This is a genomic window from Gabonibacter massiliensis, from assembly GCA_001487125.1.
Classification (GTDB): Bacteria; Bacteroidota; Bacteroidia; order Bacteroidales; family Marinifilaceae; genus Gabonibacter; species Gabonibacter massiliensis.
The window spans coordinates 213856-232806 of sequence record LN913011.1 but is presented as its reverse complement, the minus strand read 5'-3'; the positions used below and the strand labels follow the sequence as shown (position 1 = coordinate 232806).

Sequence of the window (18951 nt, the reverse complement as noted above, 5' to 3'; positions counted from 1 at the left end):
GGCAACATGGAACAGCCTAAAGTCAGTATCATTATACCCATATACAACACGGAAGCTTACCTCAAAGCGACTGTCGATTCCATCCTCCGGCAAACACTATACGAGATTGAAATTCTTCTCATCAATGACGGTTCCACCGACAGAAGTTTACGGATCATGCAGGACTTAGCTGCATCCGATAATCGTATCATCCTATTTTCACAAGAAAACAAAGGATTATCCGTCACGCGTAACCAAGGCCTGGCTATGGCAAAAGGAGAATATATCTATTTTATGGACAGTGATGATCTATTAGAAGCAACGACCTTAGAGGAGTGTTATTCCAAATGCCAGACTCTTCGATTGGATTTTCTATTTTTCGATGCGGATACTTTTTCAGATGACGACCATATACGTTTAGACAATAAGTATTCTCGGACACAAGGTTTGGAAGATCGCATCTACAACGGGGTCGAAATGCTGAATTTGCAATTGGGTACCTTCCGGTTTCAATCGTCAGCCTGCCTGAGCTTTATCCGACGCTCATTTTTAGAACGTATAAAACTGACATTCCTACCCGGAATCATTCATGAAGACCAACTATTTACCGCCCAACTTTACATGTCGGCCGACCGGACGGGATTTATCGCGAAACCATTTTTCAAAAGGAGGATAAGGGCAAATTCCATCATGACCCGAAGATTCTCATATCAAAATATGAAATGCTACTTTATTGTTTCTTCAAAATTATTGGAGTTCAGTAAAGACAAAAACAACGAGATAAAAAAAACCGTCCGCCGGTTTATCTCTATCATGTTAAACGCAACCGTCTATAGAGGGAGGGAAATGACGGTAAAAGAGAAATTCCGTACCCTTGGCAGATTCCTTTTTTCCTATCCCCGCCTTGTTTCCGTTAAAAGCATGCTGAGACTGTTTATCACTAAAAAATCTTGATCCCATGACCTACAAAGTAACTTTAGCCATGCCTGTTTATAACGTGGCCCTCTATATAAAAGAAGCCCTGCTCTCAGCTCTTAATCAAGATTTCGATGGTTTGGAAATCCTTTTGTTAGATGATAAAGGAAACGACGGTAGTCTCGATATCGTCAGAGAAATACTCCGTACCCATCCCCAAAGGGAAAAGGTAAGGATCATAGACCAAGAAAGAAATCAAGGGCCTGGATCAGCCCGCAACCGGGCCATAGAAGAAGCCCGGGGAGAATACATCCTGTTTATGGATAGTGACGACCAACTCTCTTCCGATTGTGTCGAAACACTATACCAGAAGGCTATGGAATATCCTCAGGCGGATATCATAGCCGGGAATACAGCCTATGTCATGCCTTCCGGAGAAAAGCGTTATCCCTTTCACAAACGTCAATTCTCCGTATTGGTCTCCCCCGAAGAGGTAATGAATTTCTATGTTAATCCCGATACATTAATGGGGCTCGCCACGTGGAACAAACTATTCAAGATCAGTTTTTTGAATGAATTTCACATTCGCAATAAAGAACATCGAATACTCGAAGACCGTTATTTCTTTATTCAAGAGTGCATGAATGCCCGGTTTGTGGTCGCTTTGGAAAAAATCACTTATTACTATCTAATCCGGGAAGGATCCACTTCCAACTCGGATGCAGAACGTTACTCCATCACCCGTTCTCTCCTGCTGCAACGCGCAGAATTAATAACGGACTGTACTCATTACGTTATGAACCACCCCGATCCTTTGGCCCGCGAATACGGGACAATAATCGTACTGGAACATATCCGGCAACTCCTACCGCTTGCAGCCAATTGCCGATATGTCACCTACCGGGAAAAAAGAAAAATAATAGAGTCCTTGCACGATTCCCAGTTATTCCAATTAGCCCATACGTCCGGTTTGATAAAAAAACGACTGAACAATAAACGATACCGGATACTATTTTTTAGTTTTAAATTACCGGCTCTTTTTTATCCACTATGCTGGATATTTATTGAAAAAATACACCGAATAATTTGATTTAAAATAAGTTTACCCTATTAAAACATTTATTTACCGCCCAATTTATGTATATTTGTATAGTAGATATTTTGTTAAATTTATTCTACTTGGCATATATTTAGTCTTCAATAATACTCTAAATAAACAAGGTGATGAGAGAGAAAATACTCCAAAAGGTACTGTCGGTCATATTTTTTATCGCTATATTAATCGGATGTCAGAAAGATTATTTTGACCCGGAATATTTTGAAAAAAATTACATCATTCAAAATATCCCTAAAAATTTCGATTGGTCGAATATTTCGACCCTGGATGTGACAGTCCTCCCTTATGACACTCATAACAACAAATATTTTTATACCATCGAAATATTTGACGAGAACCCAGTATTCGAAAAAGAGAAGGCGATCCTATTGGCCAAAGGGGTAGGCAGTCAGAATCAGACGTTTCAAACATACGGCTCTGAGCAATATCAGTCGTCCCATAGAAGAAAGTACGGACGGTTTGATGTGGGGCTTGCTGGTACCCCGTTCTTTCCGTTATCCGTCCGAAGCGATCTCGATACTAAAAGCATACCCGGATTTCGAAAAATGGGTAAAATCAGGAGGTACAAATTATTTGGAATGGTATAAAGCCCCCAGCACAAACGATGCGTACATTTACAGATAACGGTAGAAACACGATTCCTATGAAAATGCTTTTTTTAATTTTTCATGGCTTTGCCGAATATAACGGCATCAGTAAAAAAATATTTTATCAAAAAGACGCGTTGAAAGCCTGCGGATGGGATGTCCGGTTTTGTTATTTGGACTCGGATGCGGAGGGCAATCACATCCGACGGGTCGAAGAAACAATAATAGATAACTACGGGAAAGGATGGATCGCCAAAATAAAAAAACGAACGGCATATAGCCACCTGTACCGGTATATACTGGACAATGACATCCGTTTCGTTTATATGCGATACGATCATAACGCCAATCCGTTCCTGATCCGCTTTCTAAAAAAATTACGTAACAAAGGAATTAAAACTGTCGCAGAAATTCCTACCTATCCCTATGATCAAGAGTATAACGGTCTGGCTTTAAAAGAAAAACTAATGTTGTACGCGGATAAATTTTTCCGGACATCCATGGCTAAACAACTTTTTCGGATCGTGACATTTTCCGGCTATACCTCCATCTGGCATGTTCCCACGATCAACATCTCCAATGGAATCGATTTCAGCCGGATAAAATTAAAAACACAAAACGACTATTCTTTCCGAGAGTTTCATCTGACGGGGGTGGCAGACATGCATCGCTGGCATGGCTACGACCGTATCGTGGCCGGCATGATAGAATATTATAAACAACCGCACGATACGGACGTGTATCTCCACCTGGTCGGAGGAGGAATGCCGGATATTTTAAACGAACTCCATCAAATGGCCACGGACCATCATTTGGAAGAAAAAATATTTTTCCACGGCCCCGTATTCGGGGAAGAATTAGACAATATATTCGAACAAACAGACATGGGAGTTGCCAGTTTAGCCAGGCATCGTAGCCAAATTTCAAAGATCAAAACTTTAAAAAACAGAGAATACGCCGCCCGGGGAATACCATTCGTCTATTCCGAAACAGATGAAGACTTCGATCGTATGCCCTATATCATGAAAGCCCCGGCCGACGATTCGCCTATAAATATCCAATCTCTTGTCGACTTCTGGCAAACACATCCCTTTATACCGGCAGAAATTCGGAATTCCATCGAACCGGCTCTTTCGTGGACACAGCAAATGCAAAAAATAACCGATGTCGTAACCTCAAGCAAAACTGAACCATGAATCTTAAAATAGCTTATTGTATCCCCTCTCTCTATTACCCGAGCGGCATGGAACGGGTTCTTACCTTGAAGGCGAACTATTTCACAGAAGTCTTTAACTATGAAATCTATATCATCATCACTGACGGGAAAGAAAAGGCTCCTTACTATCCGCTTTCTCCGAAAGTGAAACTAATACAATTGGATATAAACTTCGATCACCTTTACGGTCAACCCCTCCATAAACGAATTGTCGGATACCGGAAAAAACAACGACTATACAAAAAACGTTTGAAGGAGATCCTTTGCAACATTCGTCCGGATATCACCATATCCATGTTACGGAGAGAGATCAATTTTATCAACTCCATACCGGACGGTAGTATAAAACTGGGTGAAATCCATTTTAACCGTTCCAATTACCGGGATTTCAGCAACGAAAAGTTACCGCATTGGTTGCAACAAATAATAGCCAAATTCTGGATGAATCAACTGATACGGCAATTGAAGAGATTAAAGAAATTTATTGTTCTTAGTCACGAAGACAAAGGATATTGGAAGGAATTGGACAACGTCGAGGTAATTTATAACCCGCTCTCTTTTTTTCCCGACAAAACTTCTTCTTTGGAGCCGAAACAGGTCATAGCCATCGGAAGGTACGTACCGCAAAAAGGATTCGACCGCCTGATCGATGCCTGGCAATACGTGGCCCCCAAACATCCGGATTGGACATTAAAAATATACGGCGACGGCATGCGCTCTCAATTAGAGGCCCAGATACATCAATTACAATTGGAAAAATCATGTATTTTAGAACACTCCGTCACTGACATCGTTGATAAATATTGCGAAAGCTCTATATTTGTCTTGAGTTCCCGTTTTGAAGGATTCGGTATGGTCATTATCGAGGCCATGGCTTGCGGTGTTCCCCCCGTTTCATTTACCTGCCCCTGCGGCCCCCGGGATATTATTCGGGATGGACAAGACGGCCTCCTTGCAGAAGACGGCAATATAAAACAATTAGCAGAAAAAATATGTTATTTAATCGAAGAGAACGAGGAAAGAAAAAGAATGGGAAAAGCCGCACGTATACACGTGGAAAGATTCAAAATAGAACACATTGCCGAGCAATGGAAACATCTTTTTGAACAAATATTACCTCGAAAAATATAAACAAAAATCAGCCACTATGTCTTGGTATTCAAAATATCTATCCGTTTACAATAAAACCTATGATGAAATTCCTCCCCAAACACTACAAGAAATAAGGGAGAAACTACAACGTATCAATCAATCGGAACAACCATTAGTATCCGTCGTCGTCATTGCTCATAACGAAGAAAAACATTTGGCTGCCTGCCTTTGGTCCCTTAGCGATTCCCTTTGCCGTTATCCTATGGAGATCATAGGAGTAGACAATAGCTCTACGGATCGTACGGCGGATATTTATAAAGCTTCCGGTATTCCTTATTACAACGAAACACGAAAAAGTTGCGGATATGCCCGCCGATGTGGTTTGGAACAAGTCCGAGGTAAATATTACATCTGCATCGATTCCGACACCATGTACCCCCCCCGCTACGTGGAGACCCTTATCCAAAAATTAGAACAACCCGGGGTTGTTGCCGTATCTTCTCTCTGGAGTTATATTCCAGATAAAGATCACCCGTGGTTAGGTCTCAAAATATATGAATTCATGAGAGATACCCATCTCTTTTTACAATCTTTCAAAAGACCGGAACTAAGTGTCCGGGGATTGGTGTTCGCCTACAAGGTCGAATACGGGAAAAAAGTCGGCTACCGTGTCGACATCATCCGGGGCGAAGACGGATCTATGGCTTTGGGGTTAAAGAAATTCGGAAAAATCGCTTTTGTTCGAAAAAGAAAAGCACGGGCTGTAACAGGATACGGAACGGTAAGTGCGGACGGCTCCTTTTTCAACAGCTTTAAAACACGAATCATCAAATACCTTTCAGGTATGAAAAGTTATTTTACCACCAAAACAGAATATAAAGACGAAGATTCAAATCTTATCAAATAAAAATTATGGCAGCACTTCGATTCATGCTTTCTTTATTAATGATTCCAATTACGTTGTTCATCGCACTAAGTAGTATTACGGGAGCATTGGCCGTTTATGTTCATCCGGAAACCTCCTGGGCCATCGCTATTCTCGGCTTACTCCTTCCTGTCACATTAACTATGAACCTCCTGCTTTGTATATATTGGGCGATTAAAAAAAAGAGGTGGATTTCCGTTCCCATCGCAGCGATCCTGTTAAATATCCCTTATCTTTTATCCTTATTCCAATTTTCACCCTCTTCTAACCCCGAGGACGATAAGATTCGCATCGCGACCTACAACATTTTAAATTTTAAGAACTTAGAATCCAATCATACCTCCATTCCCGATATCGTGAACTTCTCGGAATCGAATAACGTGGATATTCTCTGTTTGCAAGAATACGGTGAGTCCAATCAAGAAAACGCAATCTCTCCGACTTCCCGTTTTTTAAGTTTACCTTATTCGGCTAAAAGCTGGTCGCACCAAACCCATACTTCCAATTACGGAATTGCCATATTGAGTCGCTACCCTATCATCTCCTCCCAAAATATAAGCTTTGATTCCCCGACAAATAATGCCCTGTGGGCAGATATAAAGATCGGGCAAGATACGATTCGCATTTTCAACGTACATATGCAAACGACCAATTTCAGCCAAAAAGAGAAACAATTACGCCAACAACTTTTGAAGGACACTCCGACAGGCGGGAAAAAGGCGGTAAAAGAAATCATTATGACGTTAAAAAATAATTTAGAGATACGGGCTCAACAAGCGGAATTATTGCGATCCATCATCGATACTACCCGGTTTCCGACTATCGTATGCGGAGATTTTAATGATCCTCCCACTTCTTACGTCTATCGTAAAATCAGAGGGAAACTGAAAGACAGCTTTATGACAAGCGGAAACGGATACGGATATACTTACCGTAATCTTTGCAAATTATTCAGGATAGACTATGTATTATATTCTCCTGAAATTCACGGGACTTCCTATCGCTCTCCCTCCCTCCCCTGGAGTGATCATAATCCTGTTGTTACAGGGATCGAATTAGTAAAATAATATTATCTTTGCTTACCTATAATTATTCGGAAATGGAAAATGATTTACCTCGTACGGACCCTATTCAACAGAAAACCTCTTCGGAGAAAGATTATCCCCCTTCTCCTGAAGAAACAGAGGAGATCATTCAAGCCATGAATTCGTCTAATGAAGAGATATATGCACTCAGAACCGACGGATCTCTTTATTATGCCAACGATCAAACCAAGATAAGTTACAATTTAAATAAACCGATCTCTACCTATTTTATTTGGGATTTTCATTTGGAAATAACTCAGAAGAATTGGCCTGAAAAATTAAAATTCTTCAGGGAGAACTCAACAGGATGCAGGTATATTTCCAGGCATAAATACCCGGACGGAAGCAGTAGACCCGTAGAAATAGTCTCCAGAATCATAAATTACCAGGGAGAAGAAAAAATATGGGTATTTTGTAGGGATATCTCTTCAACCATACGACACGAGAATAAGATTAAAGAATTAAACAGTCTGTTTAATTCCGTCTTAGATAATATTCCGGTCTATCTCTTTGTTAAGGATACCAAAGACCTCCGTTACCTGTATTGGAATAAAGCGTTTGAAATACATTCACATATTCCGACCGACTGCGTTATCGGTAAAACCGATTTTGAAATATTTCCCAATGAAAAGGATGCTGAACATTTTAGAAACGACGATCTTCGTTTATTAAGTACGGGCAAGGATATCGAATTCATCGAAACTTACCAAAACAAGTCAGGAGAATTACGTACCGTCAAAACATTAAAAACCCTAATCCGGGACGATAAAGGAGAGCCTACTTTTTTAGTGGGAATTTCATGGGATATCACGGATATGAAAAATTCTGAGCAAGAACTCATCAAAGCCCGGCTAAAAGCAGAACAATCGGATCGGTTGAAATCGACTTTTCTATCAAACATGAGTCACGAGATCAGAACTCCGCTTAACGCCATCATCGGTTTTTCCCGGTTGATCTGCGATCTTCCGGATCAGGAAGAGAAACGGAACTACATGGAAATCGTAGAGAATAACTCGGAATTACTCATCCAACTCGTCAACGACATACTCGATTTATCCAAGATCGAAGCCGGAACCCTGGAGTTTTACGATAAACCGACTGATATCAGCGAATTATGCCAAAAGATTTTGCAGATGTATCAACATCGTACGGCAAAAAACGTAACGCTGTTATTGGACCTCCCCGCGGAGTTAATCATACAGATCGATGGAAACAGACTGGCACAAGTCCTTTCCAATTTAATTACCAATGCTATAAAATTCACGTCCAAGGGGTACATCCGTTTCGGATATCATTTGTTAGGAGAAAAAATAGAATTTTATGTGATAGACACGGGATGCGGTATCCCACGCGAAAAATTAAATGATATTTTCAGCCGTTTTACCAAGCTCAACTCCTTTTCTCAAGGTACGGGACTCGGTCTTGCCATCTGCAAAATGATCGTCCAAAAAATGAAAGGGGAAATCTCCGTTGAATCGGAATTAAATAAAGGCACTACATTCAGGTTTACGATTCCTTATCGTTCGACTCCATTAAAAAGCACGGAAGAACCTGTAAATCGAATCAACGTAAAAGAAGAGATGGACACACAATACACGATTCTAATCGCAGAAGACGTAGAAAGTAATTTCTTGCTTCTAAAAGTCCTGATAGGTAAAAAATATAAACTATTACACGCCTGGAATGGTATTGAAGCGATTAAATTATTTAATGAAGAGAAACCGGATCTCATCCTAATGGATATTAAAATGCCGGAAATGGACGGTTTGGAAGCGACCCGTATTATTCGGGAAAAATCCAAAGACATTCCAATCATCGCTTTAACAGCTTTTGCTTTTAACGATGATCGTACCCGGACGTTGGAAGCCGGATGCAATGATTTTTTGACCAAACCGATATCCTCGTTACTCTTAAAAGAAACCCTCGAAAAATATTTAAAATAAGATGCTCGGAATAGACTATTTTTTCTGGATAGCCGCCATTATCGTTCTCTATACCTACATAGGCTACGGCCTCCTTCTCTATTTACTCGTCAAAATAAAAGAAAAACGACACCCTGTTCAACCGTTATACCTGCAAAAACCGACCCCGACGGCAACCCTCCTAATTGCCGCCTATAACGAGGAGGATATAGTGGATTTGAAAATGGAAAACTGTAACCGGCTCAATTATCCGAAAGGTAAACTAAACATCGTATGGGTCACGGATGGAAGTACCGATAACACGAATCTAAAATTAGCTGAATATCCGGAGATCACAGTCTTGCACGTCCCCGAAAGAAAAGGAAAAACAGCTGCCCTTAACCGGGGAATGCAATATATACATACCCCTTTCACTGTATTTACAGATGCCAATACCATGTTAAACCAAGAAGCGATACGGGAGATCCTAACCCCGTTTTCCGATCCCGCTGTAGGTTGCGTCGCCGGAGAAAAGCGAATTGTTGTCGAAGATAAAGATAACGCTGCCGCAGGAGGAGAAGGTTTTTATTGGCGATACGAATCCAAACTGAAATCGTGGGATTCCCGCCTGTATTCAACAGTAGGAGCAGCAGGAGAACTTTTCGCCATCCGTACTTCACTTTTCAAAACCATGCCGGAAGATACGCTATTAGACGACTTCGTCCTATCCATGAGCATTGCCTCTCAAGGCTATAAAATCGCTTACAGAGATGCGGCATACGCCATAGAATCCGCCTCCGCCGATATCGGGAACGAACAAAAAAGAAAAGTACGTATTGCCGCCGGCGGACTGCAAGCTATATGGAGGCTACTCCCCTTGTTGAATATCTTCCGTCACGGCATATTAAGCTTTCAATACATCTCCCACAGGGTCTTGAGATGGTCGATCACACCCGTACTCCTCTTTCTTCTGTTTCCTTTAAATATTCTACTCGTCAGTCTAAAGCCGGAACAAACAGGCTACATGATCCTGCTCGTCCTTCAATCTCTATTTTATCTTATGGCAATTGGAGGAAGTATTCTGCAACGACGACACATCAAAGTAAAAATTTTATTCATTCCTTATTACTTCGTATTCATGAATCTGAATGTAATAAAAGCCTTCTTCTATTTACAGAAACACAAAGGGACTGGAGCCTGGGAAAAGGCCAAAAGAAAACAATAAAGCCTCGAACCTACACGTGTTCCACGGCACTACCGAACAATTCCATAATTAAAAATACCTCATTCGGCCACTGAATTTTACATTTTCCGGAAATAATCAATCGTTCGTAATAACCCCTCTCGTAACGGAATAGCCGGTTTCCAATCCAATACTTTTTCTGCCATAGTAATATCCGGTTTTCTCTGTTTCGGATCATCCGAAGGCAACGGCTTAAATACGATTTTTGATTTAGACCCGGTGAGCTCTAAAATCTGATGAGCCAATTCCAAGATGGTGAATTCATTCGGATTACCTATATTCACGGGTCCTGTAAAACTATCGTCCGTTTGCATGGTACGGATCATACCTTCGACCAAATCATCCACGTATTGAAAACTACGGGTTTGCGAACCATCTCCATATATTTCTATATCCTCCCCGCGTAAGGCGTTAACAATAAAATTAGATACTACACGTCCGTCGTTTATTGACATACGAGGCCCATAAGTATTAAAAATACGTACAATTTTTATCCGAATCATCAGTTGCCGATGATAATCCATAAACAAGGTTTCAGCACACCGTTTACCCTCATCGTAACAGGAACGAATCCCGATAGGATTTACATTTCCCCAATAATCTTCAGGTTGCGGATGCACGATAGGATCTCCATATATCTCACTCGTAGAAGCTTGCAGGACCTTGGCATTGGACTGTTTGGCCATTCCCAGTACATTAACAGCCCCGATCACGGAGGTTTTCAATGTTTTTATCGGGTCATATTGATAATGAATGGGAGAAGCAGGGCAAGCCAAATTATAGATCTCATCCGCATCTTTTATAATATACGGGTATACAATATCGTGATTTACCAACTCGAAACGAGGATGATCCAATAAATGGGCAATATTTTCCCTTGCACCGGTAAAAAAATTATCCAAACAAGTAATCCGCGCTCCTGTTGCCAACAAACGTTCGCATAGATGGGAACCCAAAAAACCTGCCCCCCCGGTTATCAATATCTTTTTCATTTTTTCATATTTAGGAATTATAAATTTTCATTTACACCCCAACAGCCCCTTATAGCCCCTATCTATACATTTTCTCCGCTTGTGCTTTTATAGTATCACTCGTAATATAATCATCAAAATCCATACGTTTATCGATAATTCCGTCAGGTGTCAACTCGATAATCCGGTTACAAACCGTTTGAATGAACTCATGATCGTGCGAATTCATCAATACAACGCCTTTAAATGCAACCAACATATTATTAAATGCCTGAATAGATTCCAAATCCAAATGGTTTGCGGGAGAATCCAATACCAATACGTTTGCATTTGTCAGCATCATGCGGGCAATCATACAACGCATCTTCTCTCCCCCCGATAATACTTTCACCCGTTTATATATATCCTCTCCGGAAAAAAGCATCTTCCCTAAGAAACCGCGTAAAAAAGTCTCGCTCGTGTCCATTGAATATTGTCCCAACCACTCTACCAATGTCATATCCGTTTGAAAAAAGGCCGAATTATCCAACGGTAAATAGGCATTGGTAATCGTTACACCCCAAATATACGATCCTGTATCAGGCTTATCATTTCCGGTAATAATCTCCAATAAAGCCGTCATTGCCCGGGGATCTTTCGACCAGAATACGATCTTATCCCCCTTATCCACGGTAAACTCTACGTTCCTGAACAACCACTTCCCCTCGACCTGCTTACTCAAGCCACGTACATCGAGAATCCGATCTCCCACTTCCCGTTCCGGGGTAAAAATTATACCGGGATATTTCCGGGAAGAGGGAAGAATTTCCTCTACATTCAACTTTTCCAACATCTTCTTCCGACTCGTCGTTTGCTTTGACTTAGCGACATTAGCACTAAATCGCTGAATGAACTCCAACAACTCCTTCCTTTTCTCCTCCGCTTTTTTATTTTTAGCCTGGGCCTGACGTAAAGCCAACTGACTCGACTCGTACCAAAAACTATAATTACCGGCAAATAGCTGTACCTTACCGAAATCGATATCTACCGTATGAGTACTAACGGCATCCAAGAAATGCCGGTCATGCGATACGACTAATACGGTATTTTCGTAATTGGACAAATAATTTTCCAGCCACATCACAGTCTCTATATCCAAATCATTCGTCGGTTCGTCCAACAATAAATTATCCGGCTTACCGAACAACGCCTGAGCCAACAAAACCCGCACTTTCTGTTTACCGCTCAAATCTTTCATTAACGAATAATGCCACTCCTCCTCTATTCCCAATCCACTCAATAAAGATGCCGCATCACTTTCTGCATTCCAACCGTCCATCTCCGCAAATCTCTCCTCCAATTCGGCAGCCCTGACCCCATCCTCATCCGAAAAATCGGGCTTCGCGTATAATGCATCCTTCTCCTTCATTACATTCCATAAATCCAGATATCCCTGCATCACCGTATCCAATACCGTACACTCATTATAAGCTTGATGATCCTGTTTCAATACCGATAGCCGTTCTCCCGGACCGAACATCACGTTTCCACGCGTGGGTTCCAAATCCCCGCTTAACATCCGTAATAAAGTCGATTTTCCCGCACCATTCGCCCCAATCACACCGTAACAGTTTCCCGGAGTAAATTTTAAATTCACATCCCGAAATAAAACCCGTTTTCCAAATTGAATCTCTAAATTTGAAACTACAATCATTCTATTATATCTTTTTTATTGATAATCAACACATTTAACCTCTAAAGAAACGCCTGCAAAGATATGTTTTATTTCCAAATCTCACAAATAAAGATTAATACAATACTTTATATCGTTACTAATCCCACAAACGTTCCGATACCCGGAAAGCAATCCCCTTTCTCCCCCGGCAAATACTCTTCTCCGCCCAAATACTATGCTTTGAATCCTTTGTTCATACAGCGGATCAAGGCTTCTTTCCATTCCGGAATCTCTATTTCGAATTCCCGCTTAATCTTTGCCTTATCCAATACCGAATAGACCGGACGTTTCGCCTTTACCGGGTACTGATCCGTAGAAATAGGATTTACCTGACAACTCTCTCCGGATAAAGAAACGATCTCCTTTGCAAATTCATACCAAGAACAACTACCCTCATTCGTGTAATGATAGATACCTTCATGTTCCGGTAATTCATCATTCTCTAACATCTTTATTATAGCATCAGCCAAATCTCCCGCGTAAGTCGGAGTTCCCCATTGATCATCCACCACATTCACCTCCTCTTTTTCTTTAGCGAGGCGACAAATCGTCTTGACAAAATTATGCCCGAATGACGAATACAACCAAGCGGTGCGAATAATAATATGCATGCAACCGGAACGTTTGATAGCCTGTTCTCCTTCTAACTTGGTACGCCCGTAGACAGTCTGCGGATTCGTTGCCTCTTTTTCCGTGTAAGGATGATCATGAATTCCGTCAAAAACATAATCCGTGGAGATATGTATCAATAAACAGTCCAATCTCGCGGCAGCCTTAGCCAAATTAGCGACGGCATCCCGATTGATTAAAGCCGCTTTCTCCTCCTCTTCTTCGGCCCGATCTACCGCAGTATAGGCAGCACAATTAATGATCGTATCGATTTCATGCACCTCGATGAACGAACATATTGCTTTTAAATCCGTTATATCCAACTCCTCTACATCCGTGTAAAACACCTCGTCTAACAATGAAAACTTTCTTTCCTGAAATTCCGAGCCTAACTGTCCGTTAGCCCCTGTTATCAATATATTCGCCATACCTTAAAAACACTAAACATGAACTTTATCAAATTTCTCAAATTCCGAATTTTTGCTGATGTACTCCGGTACGATCATTTTCATTTTACAAATCATTTCCGGAATATTCACAGCCGACGATAATTCACAAATCTCCTTCAACTCCTCTTTTATCTCCTCATAGTCATACTCTCTGACTTTAGCAATACGGATCTTATCGTGCATCGTGGGGCTCGTATTCTCCTTATTACTCAACAACTCCTCGTATAACTTTTCCCCGGGACGTAAACCGGTATAAACGATTTTTATCTCTTTATCCGGAACAAACCCGGACAATTCTATCATACGCCGGGCCATATCCGCAATCTTCACCGGTTTTCCCATCTCAAATATAAAAATCTCACCGCCGTCACCCATGGTCCCTGCCTCTAACACCAATCGACAAGCTTCCGGTATCGTCATAAAATAACGAATAATATCCGGATGAGTCACCGTCACCGGTCCCCCGTTTCTGATTTGCTCCCTGAACCGGGGAATCACCGACCCGTTAGATCCCAAAACATTCCCGAATCGGGTAGTAATGAATCGGGTTCGTCCCGCGTATTTCCCGTCTCGAATAGCCACACTCAAACTCTGGACATAGATTTCCGCCAAACGCTTCGAGGCTCCCATCACATTCGTAGGATTCACCGCCTTATCCGTAGAGATCATGACAAACTGATCTACCCCGTATTTTACGGAATAATCCGCCATATTGCAAGTCCCACATACATTAACCAACACGGCCTCACAGGGATTCAACTCCATCAATGGGACATGTTTATAAGCCGCCGCATGAAAAACGACTTGCGGATGGTACTTACGAAAAACGAAATCCACCCGCTCCGGAGAGCGTACGTCCCCGATAACCGGAACGAAAGAAGTCCCCGGATAACGATCTATGAATTCCAACTGTATATTATGCATAGGTGTCTCGGCCGAATCAAAAAGAATCAACTGTCTGATCTTAAAACGAGTCAATTGCCTGCAAAGTTCGCTTCCTATAGAACCGGCAGCCCCGGTAACCATCACTACTTTACCTTCCAATTTAGCCGAAATCTCCCGCATGCTGATTCGAATCTCATCGCGTCCCAACAAATCCTCCAAGCGAATGGTTTTCATTCGGGGACGAGGCAGATTGCCATCGTATACCTCTTCGATTCCGGGAAGTATAAGCATTTCCAAACCTCTTTTTTGACAAAAACGTACCAACCGGTCCTGTTCGTCCTGGGCCGTCCAATAATCCGGAAAAACAATGCCTTTAACCTGCAAGCGCCTTACCAGACGATTAAAAGACTCCTCTCCCTTCACGGAATAAACAGAGACTCCGGATAAGCGGTAATGCTTGTATCGCCTGCCTATCGTCAAGTATCCCACTACCCGGTAATTAGGTAGGAAATTATTAGATAACGTAATATTCAACGAAGCACTTTTGCTATCCATACCATATATTAAAACCCGCTCGACCTGGCCTATCGAATGCGTCTTTAAAAATTCGTACACATTGATAAACAAGACCCTCAGGGAAACCAATACGACGGCACTAAAATTCAAATCGATAATCCCACCCAGCAACAAACGGTTTACCGAAACCTCCGGAATGATCCAATGAATGGTAAAATACAACAATATCACCTTCAAAATAATAGCCACCCCGATACGCCACGTTTCCTGCAGTGTCGTATGCCTCACGACTCCCCGATAAGCATGCAATCCCAGAAAAGCCAACAAGCTATACACGGCTGACCATACCGTCAATCCCCCCACATACCCCGCCTTTATTGGCGTTTCTGTCACATACATAATAATAAAATAAACAAACAGAGTCACGCCAACGGATAAAATCAAATCTATGGCCAATACGATCCATCTGCTTATGTATCTCGAGTGTACAATTTTAGAAGCCAAGCTCCTCAGCTCGAACAACTCATTCATGATTCACTTTAATTTAACCGATGCAACCTATAACTTTAAGGAATCATATTCCTTTTACGTCCTTAAAATAAGGACGATTCTTATCCTTTTCAGATAAAATCATAACATCCGCAGGCAATCTCCAATCAATCCGCAAATCGGGATCATCATAACAAATACCCGCCTCATACTCCGGAGCATAAAAGTTATCGCATTTATACTGAAAAACGACCTCCTTGCTTAAAACGACAAAACCATGTGCAAACCCTTTCGGGATAAATAATTGCCGCTTATTCTCTCCGCTTAACTCTATCGCCAAATGTTTTCCATACGTGGGAGATCCGGTCCGTATATCAACGACTACATCCAAAATCATACCGCTCACCGCACGAACCAATTTCGATTGCGTGTAGGGAGGCAATTGGTAATGTAACCCCCTCAATACTCCGTGTACAGAACGAGATTCATTATCCTGTACAAATACTACCTTTCCTACTTGACGTTCAAATTCCCGCTGAGAAAAACTCTCGAAAAAATATCCCCGCTCATCTCCAAAAACCCGAGGTTCTATGATCACGACTCCCTCTATATCTGTCTTAACTACTTTCATCCGATAGATTATTATACTACAATACTCTAAATAGCAGAACCGTACATCTTTTCATAATAGGTTTGATAACCGCCGCTCGTCACGTTATCCAACCACTCCTGATTTTCTAAATACCATCTTACCGTCTTCTCTATCCCTTCTTCGAACTGTAAAGAAGGCTCCCAACCCAATTCCTTATGCAGTTTCGTCGAATCGATGGCATACCGCAAATCGTGTCCCGCCCGGTCGGTCACATAAGTGATCAACTTATCGGAAGTACCCTCCGGCCGCCCCAACAAACGATCCGTTACCCGGATCATCACTTTTATCAAATCGATATTTTTCCATTCATTGAAACCGCCGATATTGTACGTATCTCCTACCCTTCCTTCATGAAATATCAAATCGATCGCCCTCGCGTGATCCACCACGTATAACCAATCCCGCACGTTTTCTCCCTTGCCGTATACCGGAAGCGGCTTATCATGACGTATATTATTGATAAACAACGGAATTAACTTCTCAGGAAATTGATAAGGCCCGTAATTGTTTGAACAATTGGAAATTTTTATCGGCAAACCGTAAGTATCATGAAAAGCTCTCACGAAATGGTCGGAAGAAGCTTTAGAAGCAGAGTAAGGGGAATGGGGATCGTATTTCGTCGTCTCCACGAAAAAACTTCCGTCGTTTTTCAACGCTCCGTACACCTCATCGGTTGAGACATGATAAAATAATTTACCCTCGAACTCTCCATCCCAAGCCAATTTAGCGGCCTGCAACAAACTCAATGTTCCCATCACGTTGGTTTGAGCGAACGAAAAGGGATCTTTAATGGAACGATCCACGTGACTCTCCGCCGCCAAATGAATCACACCATCGATGCCATATTGACGAAAGATCTCCTGAATCCTGTCGAAATTACAAATATCCTCCTTCACAAATACATAATTAGGACAATGTTCGATATCCTTCAGGTTAGCTAAATTTCCGGCATACGTCAACTTGTCCAAATTCACGATCCGATATTCAGGATATTTATTTACCATCCATCTGACCAGATGCGAACCGATAAACCCGGCTCCACCGGTAATCAATATATTTTTCATCTTATTTCAAATTAAAATATTTAAGCTAAAAGTTTATCGAAGAACAAGTATACGATGAATTTACCCGTATCTTCCGACATACGCTCCGCTTCAGTTACTCATTCTAACTATTTCAACAACTTCAAAAGGTATTGCCCGTATTGATTTTTAATCATCGGTTGTGCCAACTTTTCCAATCGTTCACTTGTTATCCATCCCTTCCGGTAAGCGATCTCCTCCAGACAAGCAATTTTTAAACCTTGCCTTTTCTCTATTACCTCCACAAAAGTAGAAGCCTCGGCCAAAGAGTCGTGAGTTCCCGTATCCAACCAGGCAAATCCCCGTCCCAATAGTTGGACCTTTAACTCCTCTTCTTTCAGGAACTCCTGATTTACCGTGGTGATTTCCAGTTCTCCCCGGGCCGAAGGTTTTATTCCTTTTGCAACCTCAACAACCTTATTCGGATAGAAATACAGCCCCACGACCGCGTAATTGGATTTAGGTACTTTCGGCTTCTCCTCTATGCTCAGAACATTCCCTTTGGAATCAAATTCGGCAACGCCATAACGCTCCGGATCGCTCACCCAATAACCGAATACAGTCGCTTTCCCTTCCACCTCCGCCATTTTCACGGCCTCCGATAAACTCTTCGTAAAAGATTGCCCATAAAAAATATTATCTCCCAACACCAAACAAACAGAATCCTCCCCCACAAACTCTTCACCTATAATAAATGCCTGAGCCAATCCATCCGGAGAGGGTTGCTCGGCATAGGAAAAACAAACGCCATAATCCGACCCGTCTCCCAACAAACGCTTGAATCCCGGCAGATCTTGAGGCGTCGAAATAATTAAAATATCCCGGATTCCTGCCAACATCAATACGGATATCGGATAATATACCATCGGTTTATCGTAGATGGGCAACAATTGTTTGGATACCCCTTTCGTGATCGGATATAAACGCGTGCCCGAGCCTCCTGCTAATACAATACCTTTCATTCGATACGACTATTTACTTTATGAATCGCACAAACATACAACTTTTTAACTTCAAATCTTAACTTTTAAAACAGAAATCCTTTATTAACTCATAAATTACTAATTTAAAAAGCAGAAAAGGAATATCGTTTCTTTCTCCTAAAAATCTATATCTCCATTATATTTTCCTTCCCCAAAGGCGTGTAAGGACCGTCCTTCACCTCGAAAATGACACTACCCCGCTCCAATACTTCTAACGTATGCCATTGTCCGGCGGGAATGTGAATGCCATGAATTCCCGCTAAAGGATTCAACTGGACACTCTCTGTCAATTCTCCTGTTTCATCGTAGAACAATACCTTTATTTTTCCTCGTAACAATATATAAGTTTCTGCCGTCGCGATATGACGGTGTATCGGCAAGATAGTCCCCGGTTCCAAAGCATTCAATAAACGCTGAGCCCTTGCATCCAACGTTTTATGAAAATTATAATTCATTCGTAACCTCGGATTCTCCTCCGCTTGCCGAGAAACCTCATTCAATAAATTTGTATCGATCAAATCCATATGTTTCATCTAATTCG

General features: G+C 41.7%; 17 protein-coding genes. 9 read left to right on the top strand and 8 right to left on the bottom strand.

Annotated elements, in window-relative coordinates:
* Nucleotides 1-6: 6 nt before the first annotated feature.
* The 9 genes from BN3283_RS01850 (at nt 7) to BN3283_RS01810 (ending at nt 10042) form a co-directional block, all read left to right on the top strand.
* Nucleotides 7-933, top strand: a complete 927-nt coding sequence (locus BN3283_RS01850) for a glycosyltransferase (RefSeq protein ID WP_059025454.1) — start codon at nt 7-9, stop codon at nt 931-933.
* Between the two features lie 4 nt (nt 934-937).
* The gene (locus tag BN3283_RS01845; RefSeq protein WP_059025453.1) at nt 938-1984 is read left to right on the top strand and encodes a glycosyltransferase family 2 protein; all 1047 of its coding nucleotides are present in this window, start codon (nt 938-940) and stop codon (nt 1982-1984) included.
* 489 nt (nt 1985-2473) lie between these two features.
* Nucleotides 2474-2635, top strand: coding sequence for a DUF4842 domain-containing protein (locus BN3283_RS14725; protein ID WP_082667041.1), 162 nt, complete (start codon nt 2474-2476; stop codon nt 2633-2635).
* Between the two features lie 19 nt (nt 2636-2654).
* Nucleotides 2655-3794, top strand: coding sequence for a glycosyltransferase family protein (locus BN3283_RS01835; RefSeq protein ID WP_059025519.1), 1140 nt, complete (start codon nt 2655-2657; stop codon nt 3792-3794).
* Nucleotides 3791-4945, top strand: coding sequence for a glycosyltransferase family 4 protein (locus BN3283_RS01830; protein WP_059025451.1), 1155 nt, complete (start codon nt 3791-3793; stop codon nt 4943-4945). Before BN3283_RS01835 ends, BN3283_RS01830 begins: the two co-directional genes overlap by 4 nt.
* A gap of 16 nt (nt 4946-4961) precedes the next feature.
* Nucleotides 4962-5813: a glycosyltransferase family 2 protein gene (locus tag BN3283_RS01825; protein WP_059025450.1), complete on the top strand. Its 852-nt coding sequence runs from the start codon at nt 4962-4964 to the stop codon at nt 5811-5813.
* Between the two features lie 5 nt (nt 5814-5818).
* Complete coding sequence (locus BN3283_RS01820; RefSeq protein WP_082667040.1) at nt 5819-6898, top strand: endonuclease/exonuclease/phosphatase family protein; 1080 nt, start codon at nt 5819-5821, stop codon at nt 6896-6898.
* Between the two features lie 32 nt (nt 6899-6930).
* Nucleotides 6931-8859, top strand: a complete 1929-nt coding sequence (locus BN3283_RS01815; RefSeq protein WP_059025448.1) for an ATP-binding protein — start codon at nt 6931-6933, stop codon at nt 8857-8859.
* A 1-nt stretch (nt 8860) separates the two neighbouring features.
* Complete coding sequence (locus tag BN3283_RS01810; protein WP_059025447.1) at nt 8861-10042, top strand: glycosyltransferase family 2 protein; 1182 nt, start codon at nt 8861-8863, stop codon at nt 10040-10042.
* Nucleotides 10043-10119: 77 nt separating this feature from the next.
* Here BN3283_RS01810 and BN3283_RS01805 read toward each other — a convergent pair whose 3' ends face one another.
* The 8 genes from BN3283_RS01805 to BN3283_RS01770 form a co-directional block, all read right to left on the bottom strand.
* Nucleotides 10120-11052 carry a UDP-glucuronic acid decarboxylase family protein gene (locus BN3283_RS01805; RefSeq protein ID WP_041502319.1) on the bottom strand — a complete coding sequence of 311 codons (933 nt, stop codon included), beginning with the start codon at nt 11050-11052 and terminating at the stop codon, nt 10120-10122.
* Nucleotides 11053-11110: 58 nt separating this feature from the next.
* A complete protein-coding gene (locus BN3283_RS01800) occupies nt 11111-12724 on the bottom strand; it encodes an ABC-F family ATP-binding cassette domain-containing protein (protein WP_041502320.1) in 1614 nt (537 codons plus the stop codon).
* Nucleotides 12725-12918: 194 nt separating this feature from the next.
* On the bottom strand, nt 12919-13782 hold the full coding sequence (gene rfbD / locus BN3283_RS01795) for a dTDP-4-dehydrorhamnose reductase (protein WP_059025446.1): 864 nt from the start codon (nt 13780-13782) through the stop codon (nt 12919-12921).
* A gap of 12 nt (nt 13783-13794) precedes the next feature.
* On the bottom strand, nt 13795-15735 hold the full coding sequence (locus BN3283_RS01790) for a polysaccharide biosynthesis protein (protein WP_059025445.1): 1941 nt from the start codon (nt 15733-15735) through the stop codon (nt 13795-13797).
* A 43-nt stretch (nt 15736-15778) separates the two neighbouring features.
* A complete protein-coding gene (rfbC, locus tag BN3283_RS01785; protein WP_059025444.1) occupies nt 15779-16324 on the bottom strand; it encodes a dTDP-4-dehydrorhamnose 3,5-epimerase in 546 nt (181 codons plus the stop codon).
* A 26-nt stretch (nt 16325-16350) separates the two neighbouring features.
* On the bottom strand, nt 16351-17409 hold the full coding sequence (gene rfbB / locus BN3283_RS01780; RefSeq protein ID WP_059025443.1) for a dTDP-glucose 4,6-dehydratase: 1059 nt from the start codon (nt 17407-17409) through the stop codon (nt 16351-16353).
* Between the two features lie 107 nt (nt 17410-17516).
* Nucleotides 17517-18389: a glucose-1-phosphate thymidylyltransferase RfbA gene (rfbA, locus tag BN3283_RS01775; protein ID WP_041502325.1), complete on the bottom strand. Its 873-nt coding sequence runs from the start codon at nt 18387-18389 to the stop codon at nt 17517-17519.
* A 146-nt stretch (nt 18390-18535) separates the two neighbouring features.
* On the bottom strand, nt 18536-18934 hold the full coding sequence (locus tag BN3283_RS01770) for a WbuC family cupin fold metalloprotein (protein WP_059025518.1): 399 nt from the start codon (nt 18932-18934) through the stop codon (nt 18536-18538).
* Between the last annotated feature and the right edge of the window lie 17 nt (nt 18935-18951).

Excerpts from the sequence above, each read along its gene's own strand:
- BN3283_RS01850 (WP_059025454.1), top strand. The coding sequence starts at position 7 with ATGGAACAGCCTAAAGTCAGTATCATTATACCCATATACAACACGGAA.
- BN3283_RS01845 (WP_059025453.1), top strand. The coding sequence starts at position 938 with ATGACCTACAAAGTAACTTTAGCCATGCCTGTTTATAACGTGGCCCTC.
- BN3283_RS14725 (WP_082667041.1), top strand. The coding sequence starts at position 2,474 with ATGTGGGGCTTGCTGGTACCCCGTTCTTTCCGTTATCCGTCCGAAGCG.
- BN3283_RS01835 (WP_059025519.1), top strand. The coding sequence starts at position 2,655 with ATGAAAATGCTTTTTTTAATTTTTCATGGCTTTGCCGAATATAACGGC.
- BN3283_RS01830 (WP_059025451.1), top strand. The coding sequence starts at position 3,791 with ATGAATCTTAAAATAGCTTATTGTATCCCCTCTCTCTATTACCCGAGC.
- BN3283_RS01825 (WP_059025450.1), top strand. The coding sequence starts at position 4,962 with ATGTCTTGGTATTCAAAATATCTATCCGTTTACAATAAAACCTATGAT.
- BN3283_RS01820 (WP_082667040.1), top strand. The coding sequence starts at position 5,819 with ATGGCAGCACTTCGATTCATGCTTTCTTTATTAATGATTCCAATTACG.
- BN3283_RS01815 (WP_059025448.1), top strand. The coding sequence starts at position 6,931 with ATGGAAAATGATTTACCTCGTACGGACCCTATTCAACAGAAAACCTCT.
- BN3283_RS01810 (WP_059025447.1), top strand. The coding sequence starts at position 8,861 with ATGCTCGGAATAGACTATTTTTTCTGGATAGCCGCCATTATCGTTCTC.
- BN3283_RS01805 (WP_041502319.1), bottom strand. The coding sequence starts at position 11,052 with ATGAAAAAGATATTGATAACCGGGGGGGCAGGTTTTTTGGGTTCCCAT.
- BN3283_RS01800 (WP_041502320.1), bottom strand. The coding sequence starts at position 12,724 with ATGATTGTAGTTTCAAATTTAGAGATTCAATTTGGAAAACGGGTTTTA.
- rfbD (WP_059025446.1), bottom strand. The coding sequence starts at position 13,782 with ATGGCGAATATATTGATAACAGGGGCTAACGGACAGTTAGGCTCGGAA.
- BN3283_RS01790 (WP_059025445.1), bottom strand. The coding sequence starts at position 15,735 with ATGAATGAGTTGTTCGAGCTGAGGAGCTTGGCTTCTAAAATTGTACAC.
- rfbC (WP_059025444.1), bottom strand. The coding sequence starts at position 16,324 with ATGAAAGTAGTTAAGACAGATATAGAGGGAGTCGTGATCATAGAACCT.
- rfbB (WP_059025443.1), bottom strand. The coding sequence starts at position 17,409 with ATGAAAAATATATTGATTACCGGTGGAGCCGGGTTTATCGGTTCGCAT.
- rfbA (WP_041502325.1), bottom strand. The coding sequence starts at position 18,389 with ATGAAAGGTATTGTATTAGCAGGAGGCTCGGGCACGCGTTTATATCCG.
- BN3283_RS01770 (WP_059025518.1), bottom strand. The coding sequence starts at position 18,934 with ATGGATTTGATCGATACAAATTTATTGAATGAGGTTTCTCGGCAAGCG.